Source organism: Sorangium sp. So ce176 (genome assembly GCF_051519835.1).
Taxonomy (GTDB): domain Bacteria; phylum Myxococcota_A; class Polyangia; order Polyangiales; family Polyangiaceae; genus Sorangium; species Sorangium cellulosum_G.
In genome coordinates this window covers 1777354-1790853 of record NZ_CP150371.1, presented here as the reverse complement: position 1 = coordinate 1790853, position 13500 = coordinate 1777354, and the positions used below count along the sequence as shown (strand labels likewise).

Here is a 13500-nt window from a genome sequence, read left to right as displayed (position 1 = left end):
CATGCAAATGAAACGAATCCTCTCCGTCTCGCTCGCCGCAGCGGCGCTCGCCGCCTGCGCCTCGAACACGAAGGCGCCGCCCGCCGCCGCGCCGCCGCCCGCCGCGCCGCCGCCCGCCGCCGCGCCGCCCCCGGAGGCGGCGGACGCCTTCCGCAAGTCGCCGCCGCCTCCAGGGCCGGAGGTGGTCTTCGTGCCGCCGCGGATCGAGGAGGCGAAGCTCGCGAACGGGATCCGCGTCCTCGTCGTGGAGCGGCACGAGCTGCCGATCGTCGCGGTGGAGGTGACCACCGTCCGGGGCGCCGATCAGGCCGCGCCGGGCGTCGGCGCGTTCGCTGGCGCGATGCTCACGCAGGGCACGAAGACCCGCAGCGCGCTCCAGTTCAGTGACGCGCTCGGCAAGCTCGGCGCGCACTTCTCGTCCGGGGTCAATTTCGACGGCGGCGGCGTGCAGGGCCAGAGCCTGGCGCCGCGGTTCGGCGAGATGCTCACGCTGCTCGGCGACGCGTACATGAACCCGGCGTTCGCGCCGGCGGAGATCGAGCGCGAGCGGTCGCGCCGCATCACCCAGCTCGCCGAGATGAACGACCGGCCCGCGTCGCTCCTCTCCATCGCCCAGGGGCTCACCCTCTACCCCGAGGGCCACGCGTACAGCGCGCCGCTGCTCGGCACCGAGGCGGCGCTCAAGAAGATCACGGCGGCCGCCCTCGCGAAGTTCCACGCCGCGCAGTTCCGGCCGGAGCTGACGACTGTCTCCATCGCCGGGAACATCACCAGGGCCGACGCGGTGAAGGAGGTGGAGCGGGTCTTCGGCGCCTGGAAGGGCCCGGCCGGCGCGCCGCCCGTCCCGGCGAAGGCGGAGGTCCCCGCCGATCCGGCGGCGCTCGACGCGGGCGCGCCGCGCGTCGTGATCGTCGACAGGCCCGGGCTCACGCAGTCGACCGTCACGGTGACGCTGCCCGGCGTGCCGCGCGCGACGAAGGACTACGACGCGCTGCTCGTGATGAACACCCTCCTCGGCGGGCAGTTCTCGAGCCGGCTCAACCTGAACCTGCGCGAGAAGCACGCCTACACCTACGGCGCGCGCTCCGGCTTCGATATGCGCCACGGGCCCGGCCCGTTCTCCGCGGGCGGCGCGGTGGTGCGGGAGAACACAGGGCCGGCGGTGCGGGAGATCTTCGCGGAGATCGACCGGATGCGGAAGGAGCCCGTCACCCTCGAGGAGCTCGCGGACGCCAAGGCGAACCTCATCCGCCAGCTCCCGGCCCGCTTCGAGACGGCCGGCGCTACCGCGTCGACGGTCGCGAGCCTCGCTGTCTACGATCTGCCGCTCGACGAGTTCGGGACGCGGCCGGCGCGGATCCAGCGGATCACGCCGGCGGACGTGCAGCGGGTCGCGCAGAAGTACCTCGTGCCCGAGCAGCTCCGGGTCGTGCTGGTGGGCGACGCCAGCGCCGTCGGAGAGCAGCTCTCGGCGCTGCAGCTCGGTCCGGTCACCGTCCAGAAGGCGCCCGGCGTGACGGCGGGACAGCCGGCGGCCGGCAAGCCCGGGGCGGCGCAGGCGGGCAAGCCGGCGGCGCCTGCGGCGCCTGCGCAGCCCGCCAAGGCCGCGCAGCCCGCCAAGGCCGCGCAGCCCGCGCAGCCCGCGCAGCCCGCCAAGGCCGCGCAGCCCGCCAAGCCCGCGCAGCCCGCGGCGCCTCAGGCGACGCCGCCCGCCGCAAAGAAGCCGTGAGATACGCCGCGCCGCTCGCCGGCGTGTGCGCGCTGGCGTGGAGCACGCCCGCCGCCGCGCAGGCGGGACCGGCGGCCCCGGACTGGGCGTTCGGGGCGCCGGCGGGCGAGGCGGCCATCGTCGCGGCCTGCACCGCCTCGCTGGCGACGTACCTGCTGCCTCAGCGCCGCTCGGCGTGGGGCGCAGCCTCCAGCGAGGAGCGCAACGAGACCCTCGGCCTCGCCAGCGACATCACCGGCGCCACCGTGGGCACGCTGCTCCAGCTCGGCAGCGGGTACGCCCTCGAGGGCAGCTACCTCGCGGGCACCGGCGTCCCCCGCCCCTTCTCCCGGGCGCTCAGGACGTCGCTGATCGAGGTCGAGGCGGCGGCGCTGTCGACAGGCCTCTCGAACATGATCAAGCGCCTGTCGGGCCGGTGCCGGCCGCGCTCGTGGCGGACGGACCGATGCGGCGAGACCGACCTCGACTTCGACGCCTTCCCGTCGGGCCACACGACCCCGGTCGCGGCCATCGCGGGCGTGCGCCTCAACCTCGCGCTGCGCACGACCGGCGCCGCCGCGCCGCGCCTGGGCGCGCTCGCCCTCGCCGAGGCGGCCACCGTGGTGACGATGGCGCTGCGGATCGGCGCGGGCGCGCACTCGTGGCAGGACGTCGGCGCCGGCATGATCCTGGGCCACGTGACGGGCTTCGCGCTCGCGGCCATCCACCCGATCGCGCCGAACAAGAGCCGGTTTGCGGCAGGTCCGCTGCCCGGTCCGATGCCGGAGCCCGCGGCGGTCACCTGGTCCTGGACGTTCTGATCTCGCCGGCCGGTCGCGCCGCCCGAGCGGCCGATCCCGAGGACGCGATCGGCGCGCTGTCGCCCGGGAGGCCGCGACAGCGCGCGCGGGCGCGCCGGCAGGCCTCGATCCATGCTCGCGCCATGCCCATCTTCGAGAAGCGCACGCGCATCGCCGCGCCCCCCGAGCGGGTCTTCGCCTTCCACGAGGAGCCCGACGCCCTCGAGCGCCTCACGCCCCCGTGGGAGCACGCGCGCGTCCTGGAGAAGAGCGGCGGGATCCTCGTCGGCGCGCGCGTGGTCATGGAGACGCGCGTCGGCCCTGTCCCGCTGCGCTGGGTCGCCGAGCACACGCAGTACGAGCAGGGCCGGATGTTCCAGGACACGCAGCGCAGCGGGCCATTCAAGCGATGGGTGCACACGCACCGCACGGACCCCGACGGCGCCGGCGGCTGCTACCTCACCGATCACGTGGAGTACGAGCTCCCGCTCGGCGCGCTCGGACAGCTCGGCGGCGCCCGCTTCGTCCGGCGCAAGCTGGAGCGGATGTTCGACTACCGCCACGAGGTGACGCGGCGGGCGTGCGAGGCGCCGCCGCGGTAACAGGCTCACCTGACACCACGCGCGCGCCCCGCGCGCTTTCCCCTGCCGCGGTGGCCCCCGGCGCCCGCCCTTCATCCCGCCTTCAGCGGCGCGGATCGCCCTCGGGGCGCCCGCCCGGGTGCTCCGGATCGAACTGCGCCGGCCGATCGTTCTGCGGTCCGTCTGCCGTGTATCCCCGCTGCGACGCGCCCTGCTGTCGGGCGATCTGCTCGACGTCGCTCGAGCTCTGCGTGGTCTCGTCGTTCAACTGCCGCGTCGGCGCACCCGGCTCCTGCTGCTCGCCGCCGATCTGCCGCTCAGCCTGTTCGCTCGGTCCTGCGTGCTCTTTCGTGGGTTCCATGGTTTGACCCTGGAGCCCGATCGCTGACTGTAAAGCCCCCGTTGCCAAGACGGGCGCCGGGTCCAAGATCTTCGCGATGCCGCGGCACGCGGCGACGCCAAGGAGAAGGAGCATGGCTATCTACCGTTGCGGCCGCTGCGGATCCATCAACCGGGTCGCGGACCAGCGGGTCAAGGATCGACCCCTCTGCGGCCGCTGCAAGGATGCTCTCGACACGACGGGCGTCCCGCAATCCGTGGACGGGGCCGCGCTGGAGCAGGCGATCGCGAGCGCGCCCGTCCCCGTCCTCGTCGACTACTGGGCCACCTGGTGCGGCCCGTGCCGGGTCGCGGCGCCGATCCTCGACGAGCTCGGCCGCAGGAATGCGGGCAAGGTGCTGGTCCTGAAGCTCGACACGGACGCCGAGCCGGCGGAGGCCGGGCGCCGGCGCATCCAGGGGGTGCCGACATTCGTGCTCTTCCACGGCGGACGAGAGCTCGACCGCCGCAGCGGCGTGGCATCGCGCGCCGATCTGGAGCGCTGGATCGCGAGCCATTCCGGACAGCCCCAGACGCGCGCAAGCCACGCCTGAGCCGCGCCGCGGACCGCGACGGAACGGCGGGCGTCGTGAGACGGGGCGACACGCCACACCTGCACGCGACGTCGGGTCGACAGCGCTGGCGCCCTCACCGGGACGGGCGTCCTTGCATTCAATTGCACCGCCGGCGGGCACGGTGCCACGGTGAACCCATGATCGATTACTAGCAGGCCAATTCGCTCATTTCGAATTCCGCATGACCATTGGACACATGCGGGCGTTCGAGCTGACCGAGCGGCTACCGCGCGCGTTGCGACGGGCCCAGCAGCGTGCGATCCTTTCCGTGCTCAGCGAGCGGATGCTGGAGCTCCTCAGGGAGGCCTCGATGAACCCCGACAAGATCCCGGAAACACCGGCCGCCAGGAAGCTGCGCCTCTTCCTCGAAGCACAGGGGCGGAAGAAGGGTCGGGCAGAGGGCGAGGCCAGGGGTCGGGCAGAGGGCGAGGCCAGGGGTCGGCAAGACGCGCTGCTCACGCTGCTGCGGGCGCGCGGCCTCTCGCCCTCGCAGGACGACGAGGCGCGCATCCGCGCCTGCGCCGACGCAGCGAAGCTCGACCGCTGGATCGCGCGCGCCGCCACGGCCACGACCATCCGCGAGGCCCTCGGGGCGACGAGGACCGCGGGCGCGAGGGCTCGCCCCCGCGCGCCGGGTCGCCCCCGGCCGGCCCCCGCGTCGCGCTCCTGAGCCGCGCCGCGCCGGCCTCACCGCCGCGGCGCCCAGCCCGGCGCAGCCCCGCCGGCGCGCCCCCTCAGCTCGCTCCCGGGACGCGCGACGACCCGACCGGCTCCCCCCGCCCGAACACAGCGGCGGCCGCCCCGCCGCGCGCCGCGCGGTAGCGCGCCAGCTCGCCGAACTGCGCGAGCCGGGCGCGCACGATGTTCCTGCTGATGCCGAGCAGCCGCGCCGTCTGGAGCTGATTGCGATCGCAATACCGGTACGCCGTCCGGATGATCGTCTCCTCGATCTGCTCGTGCAGGTTCGGCAGGTTCTGCTCGAACAGCGCGAGCAACGCGCCCTCCAGCGACGTCGCCTTGACCTGGGACGCGACGTCCGCCGCCCCCCTGTCGAACCCCCTCTCCGAAGGAGGCGGGCTCGTCGCCGCCTTCGGCTGGAGCGCCGTGAGCCGCAGATCCGCCACGGCGATCTGATGGCCTTTGCAGACCAGGAGCGCGTGGTGCATGGCGTTCTCGAGCTCCCGGATGTTCCCGGGCCACGGGTGCTCCAGGAGCCGCCCCACCGCCTCCGTCGTGAGCGCGGCCGGCCCCGAGCCGAGCCGGTGCGCGTAAAGCTCGAGGAAGTAGCGCGCCAGCGGGAGGATGTCGCCCGGCCGCTCGCGCAGCGGCGGGAGCGCCAGCGTCGCCACGTTGAGCCTGTAGAAAAGGTCCTCGCGGAACTTCCGCGCGGTCACCGCCTCCTCCAGGTCCACGTTGGTCGCCGCGATGAGCCGCACGTCGATCGGGATCGGCTGGCGCGATCCGAGCCGCACCACCTCGCGCTCCTGCAGCACGCGGAGCAGCTTCACCTGGAGCGGCAACGAGAGATCCCCGATCTCGTCGAGGAACAGCGTGCCGCCGTCCGCGGCCTCGAACCACCCGGCCTTCGCGGTCGTCGCGCCGGTGAAGGCGCCCTTCTCGTGGCCGAACAGCTCGCTCTCGACCAGCGACTCCGACCAGGCGCCGCAGTTGACCGCCACGAACGGCCGCCCCCGACGATGGCTCAGCGCATGGATGTGGCGCGCGACAAGCTCCTTGCCCGTGCCGGTCTCCCCCGTCACGAGCAGCGTCGCGTCGCTCGGCGAGAGCTGCCGGATCCGATCGAGGATCGCCTGCGACCGGGGATCCTCGAAGACAAGCGCCTTGGCCCGCACAGAGAGAGCCAGCGCGCCAGGGTTGGGAAGCGTGAGCAAGGGCATCGTCATCGGGCGTCACTCACCATGATAGCGGATGGTTTGTCCATTATAACGGACACCGTGGACGTGCGCCAGGATCTTCTGCGGGCGACGCGTCGGGGCGGCCCCGCCCCCCCGGAGCCGCGCGGCGCGCTACGCCTCGAGGAGGTAGCCGCGGACCTCGTCGGTGAGCACCTTGATGTCGTGATCGGTGCGGGACCGGGGGCGCGGCACATCGACGGGGACGATGCGCTTGATCCGCCCGGGCCGCGGCTCGAGCACGACGACCCTGTCGCCCAGGAACACGGCCTCCTCGACGTCGTGCGTGACGAGGATCATCGTGATCTGCTCCGCCTGCCAGATGCGCTGGAGCTCCTGCTGCAGCTTCGTGCGGGTCAGCGCGTCGAGCGCGCCGAACGGCTCGTCGAGGAGCAGGATGCCAGGCCGGTTGACCAGCCCGCGCGCGATCGCCGCCCGCTGCGCCATCCCGCCGGAGAGCTGGTGCGGGTAGACCCGCTTGAACGCCGACAGGCCGACGAGCTCGAGGTGATCGTCGACAGCGCGGGTCTTCTCCGCCTCTGTCCACGTCGAGTTCTCGAGGCCGAGCGCGACGTTCTGCTCGATGGTGAGCCAGGGGAAGAGCCGGTGCTCCTGGAAGACGATCCCCCGGTCGAGGCTCGTCCCCTCGACGCGCGCGCCGCCGACGAGGATGTCGCCCTGGTAATCGCTGTCCAGCCCGACGAGGAGCCGGAGGAGCGTCGACTTGCCGCAACCGCTCGTGCCCACGACGCTGATGAACTCGCCGGGGTGAACGGTCAGGCCGATGCCCTGGAGTACCTGCAGGGACTCGTCCTTGACCACGTACTTCTTGCTGACATCGCGAATGTTGATGACTCCGGGCGAGCTCATGATCTCTCCTTCCAACGTTTCACACGCCGCGGACGCGCCATCGCAGCAGGCGCTCCTCCGCGGCCGTAGCCAGCGCGTTCAGGCCGAAGCCCACGAGGCCGGACACGATCAGCCCGACAAGCACGACATCCATGGCGAAGCGCTCGCGCCCGTCGACCATCAGGCTGCCGACGCCGGGGGCGGGCTCGAGCAGGTACTCGGCCCCGATCGTGCCGAGCCACGCGTAGATGAGCCCCTGATGGACGCCGGCGAAGAGCGACGGCGCGGCCGACGGCAGGACGACCTTGCGCAGCACCTGCCACCGCGAGAAGCGGAGGACGCGCGCCACCTCGAGGTGCTCGACGGCGACGCTCCGCACGCCTTCATGGGTGTTCACGACGACCGGGTAGAAGGCGGAGAGCGCGATGAACGCGACCTTCGCCTCCTCGCCGACGCCGAGCCACACCGACATGAGCGGGATCCACGCGAACAGCGCGACCTGCTTCGCGGCGTGGAAGCTCGGCGACAGCAGCCGGTCGGCGACGCGCGAGAGGGCGAGGAGGCCGCCGACGGCCGTGCCCGCCGCGACGCCGAGCGAGAGCCCGAGCAGGTCCCGGAGCAGGCTGGCCCGGAGGTGGCCCCAGAGCTCCCCGCTCTCGTGCAGCCCTCTCGCCGCCTCCCAGACGGCGAGCGGCGGGACGAGGATGCGGGTGTTGGCGAGCTCGTAGCGGCAGACAACGATCCACGCGACGACGAGGAAGATGGGCAGGACAAGGCCGCGCCGGAGCCGCGGCGCTGTCAGTGCATGGGTGATGGCGCTCATCGTTGTTGTTCCTGTCGAGGTGCGGGAGGTCAGAGCGCGGCGCGCCGCCAGCGGAGGAGGCGGGCCTCGATCGTCTCGAGCCCCTTGTCGAGCGCGAGCCCGAGGATCCCCACGACGAGGATCGCCGCGAGCACCACGTCGAGCTGGAAGAGCTGCCGGCCCCAGACGATCAGGAACCCGACGCCCTCGGAGGACGCCAGGAGCTCGACCGTGACGAGCGACAGCCACGCTTGCGTGAGCCCATAGCGGATCCCGACGGCGATCGAGGGGACGGCCGAGGGGAGCACGACCTTGCGGAGGAGCTGGACGTTGCTGAACCGGAAGACCCGCGCGACCTCGATGTACGAGCGGGGGACGTTCTTGATGCCCTGGAGCGTGTTCAGCGCCACCGGGATGAGGCTCGCCTGCGCGATGAGGATCAGCTTGAGCGGCTCGCCGATGCCCACCACCATCATGAACAGCGGCAGCCACGCGAGGACGGGCACCTGCGCGAGCGCCCGGAAGAGCGGGTGAACGTAGTCCTCGATCCGCCGCGAGAGGCCCATGGCAACGCCGAGCACCAGGCCGGCCGCGCCGCCGAGGGCGAAGCCGCCGAAGACGCGCCCGAGGCTGATGGCGATGTTCGAGTGCAGATCTCCCGAGCTGGCGAGCTCGGTCAGCGTCTGCACGACCAGCCCCGGCGCCGGCAGGATCTGCGGCGGGATCAGCTCGCGCTGCGAGGCGTAGCCCCACGCGAGGAGGAGCGCCGCCGGGAAGATGAGCCCCACGGCGACGTTGCCCACCCGCCGCGACAGGAGCGGCGCGGCGCCGCCCGCGGGCAGCGCCACCTGGGGCGCCGCGAGCTCGTAGGCGGCCTGGGTCTGGCTTTCTTGGATTCCCTGCTGCGTCATCTTCATTGCCTTTCTGTCGTGGTCGGCCGCCCTGCCCGCGCGCGGCGCGGACGCCGCCGCGCGCCGCCCTCATTGCCTGCCGGGGTGCTTGACCTTCCCGTTCGCGTCGAACTCGGGCCAGTAGCCCTCGAGGCTCAGCTCCTTGAGCGCCGCGTTCAGGAACCGGAGGTCGATCCAGGAGTCGACGTCGAACGTGTTCCTGATGAGGCCGAAGCGCTTCGCGTCGGCGACCGCCGCCTTGTAGCGGGAGATCAGGTACTCATCGAACAGCGGGCTCGCGCGCACCTTCAGCGATTCGCCCGCCTGGTCGGCCTTGTAGTTCGAGTACGGCACGCCCGACTTGGACCAGAGCTGGTAGATGGGCGCCGGGTTGGCCTCGTTCTGCGCGATCCAGTGGGCGGCCTGCACGACGACCTTGACGACGCGCCTGGTGATGTCCGGGTACTTGTTCGCGAAGTCCTCGGTGACGATCAGGTGGGCGTGGCGCAGGTACGTCGGCGAGTCGTTCTTCGTCGAGTAGACGATCTTCGCGATCCCCTGGTCCTGGAGCGTGTAAAGGTCGGACCCGCCGAACGCCGCGTCGATGTCCCGGGTGGCGAGCGCCGCCTTGGCGGTCGCGCTATCCATATTGAGGATCCGGAGGTCGCGCTCGGACAGCCCGCTCCCGGCGAGGATCTTGTTGACGGCGAGCTGGAGGTTGGTGCCCTTGAAGAGGGCGACCTTCTTCCCCTTGAGGTCCGCGAGCGACGCGATCGAGGAGTCCGAGGGGACGGCCAGGTAGGTGTGCTGGCGCGTCGACACCCCGGCGAGGAGCTTCGTCTTGAGCCCCCCTGCCCTGCCGATGCTCGACGGCAGGTCTCCCTGGAGCGCGAAATCGAGGAGGCCGTTCGCGTACGCCTCGTTGACGGCGGGGCCAGCGCCCTTGAAGAAGGACCACTGGATCTTGATGTTGTCCTTCTTGAACTCCTCCTCGAGGAGCCCGCGCGCGTGCACAACGCTGAGGCTGCTGCCGCCCACGAAGGGCCGGTTGCCGATCCCCACCCCGGCGAACGCCACCCGGATGACGGTCGGCGCGTCCGCCCGCGCCACATGCGAGGACAAGGTCAAGATCGCCGCGATGAATATCTGCAGGATGACAAGAGCGCGTCTCATGGTTTTCTCTCTCGATTCGTTTCTCTAGAAGCCGCCCTGGAGCTGGGCGAGCAGCTCGTGCTGGGCGCCTTGCGTGTTCGTGCGGTCGTCGCGACGGTTGAGGTTGAGCTGGAACTTCGTCGTCTCCGCGAAGAAGAGGTTGAAGCCGAGCGTGTAGACGTCGACCCGGTTCTCCAGCACCTCGGTGCTCGGATCGAAGAGGTCGACCCGGATGAACGGCTGGTAGGTCTTCGGCCACCAGTCGTCGTATCGGCCCTGGTTGCGATAGCCCCTCAGGAACTGCTCGCCCCAGTTGTAGAAGACGGTGGCCACGTGCGACAGGCTCGAGAGCCTCGTCTTCTGCGGGTCTTCCGGCGTGGCCCCGAGCGTCACGTCGTCCTGACCGTAGATGAACTCGTAGGTGAGGCCGATCGGGTAGTGGTTGTAGTAGATATCGCCGCCGTAGCGGCGCTTGGCGCCCTTCCCGGACAGCGTCTTCTTCTCGTCCTTGAGGAACGTGTTCTGCCAGCCGATGTACACGCTCCCGCCGAGCGTGATCTGCCGCAGGAGGGAGTTGTAGTCGGAGGGGACGGTGAACGCCAGGCGACCGATGATGTCCTTCTCGCTGTTGTCGTCGGGCGAGTTCGGCCCGCTGCCGTTCACGAGCCCCACCGCGTACGCGAGGACGGGCGCGCGGTAGTTGTAGCCATAGTCCACCTGCGGCAGCACGTCGCCCCGGACGATGAGCCCGAGCTCGCGCCGGTTCAGCCCGAGCTTCGTCGTGAACTGGGCGTTGGTGATCACCGGCTTGAGCTCCTCGCTCGCCGGGACCTCGAGCCCGAACGGCAAGAGCTGCTGGCCGAGGGTGATTTGCAGGACCCAGTCCTCGGGGGCGAGGGTGGGGAGCACGGAGTACGAGAGCTGGGCGTCCAGCAGGTTGAGGAAGCTGTTGTTGCTCGCCTGCTGGGGCGAGGCGCCGAAGCGCAGCGAGTAGGTGAGGTTGCGCCCTTCCTCGTAGTCCTTGTAGAGGATGCCGTTGAACGACAGGAGCGCGGCGCCCGTGTCGAACGTCACCTTGCGGTCGTTCGACGTCGCCGTGTTCACCGGCTGCTCCGTCCATCCGATGCGCGTCTGGATGACGCCGCCGATGAGCAGAGAGCGGGTCGAGATGGCGGTGTGGAGATCGCGCTCGCGCTGCCACTGGAACTTGAAGTTCTCGAGATCGGTGACCAGCCCCTGCAGATCGTCGCGCGTGACGGCGTTGGGGTCGGGCTCGACGAAGGCCTCGGCTGCCGGGTTCCCCGCGGGCGAGGTGACGGGCGACGGCACGCCCGGGCCGGCGTCCGGGGCCGCCGGCCCGGCAGCCGCGGTGCCTGGCGTGGTGGCCGGCGCCGCGCCGGCAGGGGCCGGGGCCGCGCCGGCGGGCGCAGCAGGGGCCGGGGCCGCGCCGGCGGGCGCGGGGCGCTCCCCCTGGGCTCCTCCGGGCTGGTTCTGCGCGCTCGCGTGGCTCACGCAAAGGACGACGGTCGTCGCGAGGATCGTGGGGATGGCTGTTCTTGAACGGTCAAGCAAACGCATGAATGGATCCAGGAGGTTCGTTTTCTCGAAATCACCGCCGCGCGGGGCCGCTCTCGTCGGCCCCGCGCGGCGCTTGTCCGTCAGGCAGCCTTGCTCTTCGGCAGCTTCTGCTCGACCGCGGTTCCCGCGAAGAAGCCGGGGTTCTTGCCGGCGAAGAAGTTGTAAGGATGGGTGAACACGAGGTCGCGGAAGTTCGCCTCCGTGAGCGCCCCCCGCTCGACGAGGCTCCACGTGTCCGCGAGGACCTCGGTCAGATCCGGCACGTCCCAGTGGCCGCTGTCCGACGCCCAGAAGGCGTTGAGCTGCACGCCGAGCGGGTTGACCTTCGTGTTGAACGCGTAGGCGATGGTCGGGTCGTCCGCCTCCGAGCCGAAGTAGAAGTTCGGCACGTACCGGTCGCGGATGTCCTCGATCCGCTCGATGCCCGCCGCCGCGAAGTCGTCGAGCGCGCCCGGGTCCTGCGGCTGGCGCCGCGAGTTGTTCGACACGCCGAGCGCCCCGCCGAGGACGGCGTGGATGTCGCCGAGCCGCGCCTCGACCTCCTGGCCGCCGTACTGCTGGTAGAGCGCGTAGAGCAGCTTCGCGTCGATGAGGTCAGGGTTGTAGTTCTGGACGGCCTTGCCGTTGCGCTTCTCCCAGTGGCCGACGAGATCCGCGAACAGCGTCGCGCCCCACGCCGCCCCCCCCTCGAGGAAGCCGACGCGGAGGTCGGGGAACCGCCGGGTCACGCCGCTGAAGAAGAGCGACTTCGCGAGCGCCTCGGAGGCGGAGGCGAAGTGGCCGATGTGGTTGTACATGTAGCTCGACACCGAGCTGCGGCTCGTCCACCCCATCCCGGCAGAGTGGGTGGTCAGCACCGTCTTGAGCTCGACCGCCTTGGCCCAGAAAGGGTCGTAGTTGTATTCGCTGTCCACGCCGAACGTGTCGAGCCAGTTCGCGTGCCGCGCGACGTCCGGGTGGTGGCGGGACGGGTACTTCTCGGCCACCGACCGGATGGGCCGCCGGAGGTTGCCCGGGATGAGCGCGACCTTCAGGCCGAGCTCGCGCACGGCGAACTCGAGCTCCTCGACCCCCTCCTCCGGCGTGTGCAGCGGAATGGCGGCGACGGGCGTGAGGCGGTCGGCGTACGGCCGGTACGCGTCGGCGTGATAGGCGTTGACCGCGCGGATGAGCACCCTGCGCAGATCCTCCTTGCCGACGTGGGTGGCGAACGTGGAGACGTTCGGGAACAGGACCGCATAATCGGTCCCCGACTCGCCGAGCCGCTCGTGCAGCAGCCTGGGCAGCGACACAGTGGCGAGATCGAGGGTGTTCTTTGTCGGCAGGGCCCACCACGGCGGCCGCACCGAGCGCTGCGCGGCGCGCTGCTCGGGCGTGAGCTCGTACCACTCGTTGCTCAGGTAACCGAAACCCCGGTTGATCGCCTGGCGGAACTCGTCGACGTACTTCGCGCCGCCGTACTTCGCGATGTAGTCCTCGAGGATCGGGGCGAACTCGATCGTGTGCAGATCGGTGTCGATGACCGGGTAATCCAGCTTGTCGCGCACCGCCCGCGAGCGAGAGGTCTTCTTGCCGTCTTTCAGCGAGAGGTGAGAGGATGAGATGCTCATTGATGATGTCTCCATGGTTCTGTCGCGGGCTCGGGCAGCCGCAGCGGCGCTGCGCGCCCGCGATCGAGGGCGGCTCGGGCGGCGCGCGCCGCTCCATGCTGGAGGGCGCGACCGCTCTGTCCTGAAATCGTGAGAGGCCTTCGAGCTAGAGCGCCGCGAGCGCGGCGCTCGGACAGCGCGTGGCAGTCCAGGGCTCGACGTCCGCGCCGCGCTGGCGGGGCGTGCGGCGCGCCGGCGCGTCGCACGCGGCAGCGCCGAGCGGCATGACGGCAGGATCGCCCGCGTGGGCGTTCGTCATGGTCGTGCTGGTAAGGACGAGTGAAATCGCGGCGAGCGCGACCACTGGAGTTTTCATGGCGGCCTTCAGGTGAGCTGTCGCCCTGACGCGTTGCACTGCGCGGACCAGGCCCTCGCAGCGGCAGGCGCCGCGGACCCTGTCAGCAGAGCAAATCGACGAACGTTGCTCCCTTGGCGCTCTGCACGGCGCGTACCAGGCTTATGTCCGCTGTGCAAGACGGAGATCCGCTATACCGGACGCTCCCCCTGCTGCTCCAGCAGCAGGCGCGGTGCTGCGGAGGTGTTGCTGGAGCAGCAGGCAGCCGCCTCGGGCACCCAGAGCGCGTCGGCCTGCTCGGGTGAGCGTCGCGTGGGGAGGTCTTGCATT

The 13500-nt window shown here is 71.1% G+C and carries 14 protein-coding genes; 5 read left to right on the top strand and 9 right to left on the bottom strand.

Annotated elements, in window-relative coordinates; translation table 11 throughout:
- Position 1 precedes the first annotated feature (1 nt).
- The 3 genes from WMF42_RS06770 to WMF42_RS06760 all read left to right on the top strand — a co-directional run bounded on the left by WMF42_RS06770 (position 2) and on the right by WMF42_RS06760 (position 3110).
- Positions 2-1729, top strand: a complete 1728-nt coding sequence (locus WMF42_RS06770) for a M16 family metallopeptidase (protein WP_437690973.1) — start codon at positions 2-4, stop codon at positions 1727-1729.
- On the top strand, positions 1726-2529 hold the full coding sequence (locus WMF42_RS06765; RefSeq protein ID WP_434046089.1) for a phosphatase PAP2 family protein: 804 nt from the start codon (positions 1726-1728) through the stop codon (positions 2527-2529). The genes WMF42_RS06770 and WMF42_RS06765 overlap by 4 nt, the downstream gene beginning before the upstream one ends.
- Before the next feature lie 122 nt (positions 2530-2651).
- Entirely contained in the window at positions 2652-3110 is a 459-nt protein-coding gene (locus tag WMF42_RS06760; protein WP_061613198.1) for an SRPBCC family protein, read from the top strand.
- 82 nt (positions 3111-3192) lie between these two features.
- Here the strand turns inward: WMF42_RS06760 and WMF42_RS06755 are convergent, their stop codons facing one another.
- On the bottom strand, positions 3193-3450 hold the full coding sequence (locus WMF42_RS06755; RefSeq protein ID WP_434046088.1) for a hypothetical protein: 258 nt from the start codon (positions 3448-3450) through the stop codon (positions 3193-3195).
- A 112-nt stretch (positions 3451-3562) separates the two neighbouring features.
- Between WMF42_RS06755 and WMF42_RS06750 the strand changes: the two genes are divergently transcribed.
- The gene (locus WMF42_RS06750) at positions 3563-4021 is read left to right on the top strand and encodes a thioredoxin family protein (RefSeq protein ID WP_437690970.1); all 459 of its coding nucleotides are present in this window, start codon (positions 3563-3565) and stop codon (positions 4019-4021) included.
- A 202-nt stretch (positions 4022-4223) separates the two neighbouring features.
- Positions 4224-4712 (top strand): hypothetical protein, encoded by a 489-nt coding sequence (locus WMF42_RS06745; RefSeq protein WP_437690968.1) that lies wholly within the window; start codon positions 4224-4226, stop codon positions 4710-4712.
- 64 nt (positions 4713-4776) lie between these two features.
- Here the strand turns inward: WMF42_RS06745 and WMF42_RS06740 are convergent, their stop codons facing one another.
- The 8 genes from WMF42_RS06740 to WMF42_RS06705 form a co-directional block, all read right to left on the bottom strand.
- A complete protein-coding gene (locus tag WMF42_RS06740; RefSeq protein ID WP_437694218.1) occupies positions 4777-5940 on the bottom strand; it encodes a sigma-54 interaction domain-containing protein in 1164 nt (387 codons plus the stop codon).
- 129 nt (positions 5941-6069) lie between these two features.
- Positions 6070-6825 carry an ABC transporter ATP-binding protein gene (locus WMF42_RS06735; RefSeq protein WP_061609239.1) on the bottom strand — a complete coding sequence of 252 codons (756 nt, stop codon included), beginning with the start codon at positions 6823-6825 and terminating at the stop codon, positions 6070-6072.
- Between the two features lie 19 nt (positions 6826-6844).
- Positions 6845-7627, bottom strand: coding sequence for an ABC transporter permease (locus WMF42_RS06730; RefSeq protein ID WP_061609238.1), 783 nt, complete (start codon positions 7625-7627; stop codon positions 6845-6847).
- A 29-nt stretch (positions 7628-7656) separates the two neighbouring features.
- Positions 7657-8517, bottom strand: coding sequence for an ABC transporter permease (locus WMF42_RS06725; protein ID WP_437690965.1), 861 nt, complete (start codon positions 8515-8517; stop codon positions 7657-7659).
- A gap of 69 nt (positions 8518-8586) precedes the next feature.
- Positions 8587-9669, bottom strand: a complete 1083-nt coding sequence (locus WMF42_RS06720) for an ABC transporter substrate-binding protein (protein ID WP_437690963.1) — start codon at positions 9667-9669, stop codon at positions 8587-8589.
- Between the two features lie 24 nt (positions 9670-9693).
- Positions 9694-11226 (bottom strand): hypothetical protein, encoded by a 1533-nt coding sequence (locus tag WMF42_RS06715; RefSeq protein ID WP_437690959.1) that lies wholly within the window; start codon positions 11224-11226, stop codon positions 9694-9696.
- A gap of 80 nt (positions 11227-11306) precedes the next feature.
- Positions 11307-12836 (bottom strand): amidohydrolase family protein, encoded by a 1530-nt coding sequence (locus tag WMF42_RS06710; protein ID WP_061610387.1) that lies wholly within the window; start codon positions 12834-12836, stop codon positions 11307-11309.
- Positions 12837-12981: 145 nt separating this feature from the next.
- Entirely contained in the window at positions 12982-13191 is a 210-nt protein-coding gene (locus tag WMF42_RS06705; RefSeq protein ID WP_437690958.1) for a hypothetical protein, read from the bottom strand.
- Positions 13192-13500: the final 309 nt, after the last annotated feature.

Coding starts and splice junctions, on each gene's coding strand:
- WMF42_RS06770 (WP_437690973.1), top strand. CDS start 2: ATGCAAATGAAACGAATCCTCTCCGTCTCGCTCGCCGCAGCGGCGCTC.
- WMF42_RS06735 (WP_061609239.1), bottom strand. CDS start 6,825: ATGAGCTCGCCCGGAGTCATCAACATTCGCGATGTCAGCAAGAAGTAC.
- WMF42_RS06710 (WP_061610387.1), bottom strand. CDS start 12,836: ATGAGCATCTCATCCTCTCACCTCTCGCTGAAAGACGGCAAGAAGACC.
- WMF42_RS06720 (WP_437690963.1), bottom strand. CDS start 9,669: ATGAGACGCGCTCTTGTCATCCTGCAGATATTCATCGCGGCGATCTTG.
- WMF42_RS06715 (WP_437690959.1), bottom strand. CDS start 11,226: ATGCGTTTGCTTGACCGTTCAAGAACAGCCATCCCCACGATCCTCGCG.
- WMF42_RS06755 (WP_434046088.1), bottom strand. CDS start 3,450: ATGGAACCCACGAAAGAGCACGCAGGACCGAGCGAACAGGCTGAGCGG.
- WMF42_RS06760 (WP_061613198.1), top strand. CDS start 2,652: ATGCCCATCTTCGAGAAGCGCACGCGCATCGCCGCGCCCCCCGAGCGG.
- WMF42_RS06750 (WP_437690970.1), top strand. CDS start 3,563: ATGGCTATCTACCGTTGCGGCCGCTGCGGATCCATCAACCGGGTCGCG.
- WMF42_RS06725 (WP_437690965.1), bottom strand. CDS start 8,517: ATGACGCAGCAGGGAATCCAAGAAAGCCAGACCCAGGCCGCCTACGAG.
- WMF42_RS06730 (WP_061609238.1), bottom strand. CDS start 7,627: ATGAGCGCCATCACCCATGCACTGACAGCGCCGCGGCTCCGGCGCGGC.
- WMF42_RS06705 (WP_437690958.1), bottom strand. CDS start 13,191: ATGAAAACTCCAGTGGTCGCGCTCGCCGCGATTTCACTCGTCCTTACC.
- WMF42_RS06745 (WP_437690968.1), top strand. CDS start 4,224: ATGACCATTGGACACATGCGGGCGTTCGAGCTGACCGAGCGGCTACCG.
- WMF42_RS06740 (WP_437694218.1), bottom strand. CDS start 5,940: ATGCCCTTGCTCACGCTTCCCAACCCTGGCGCGCTGGCTCTCTCTGTG.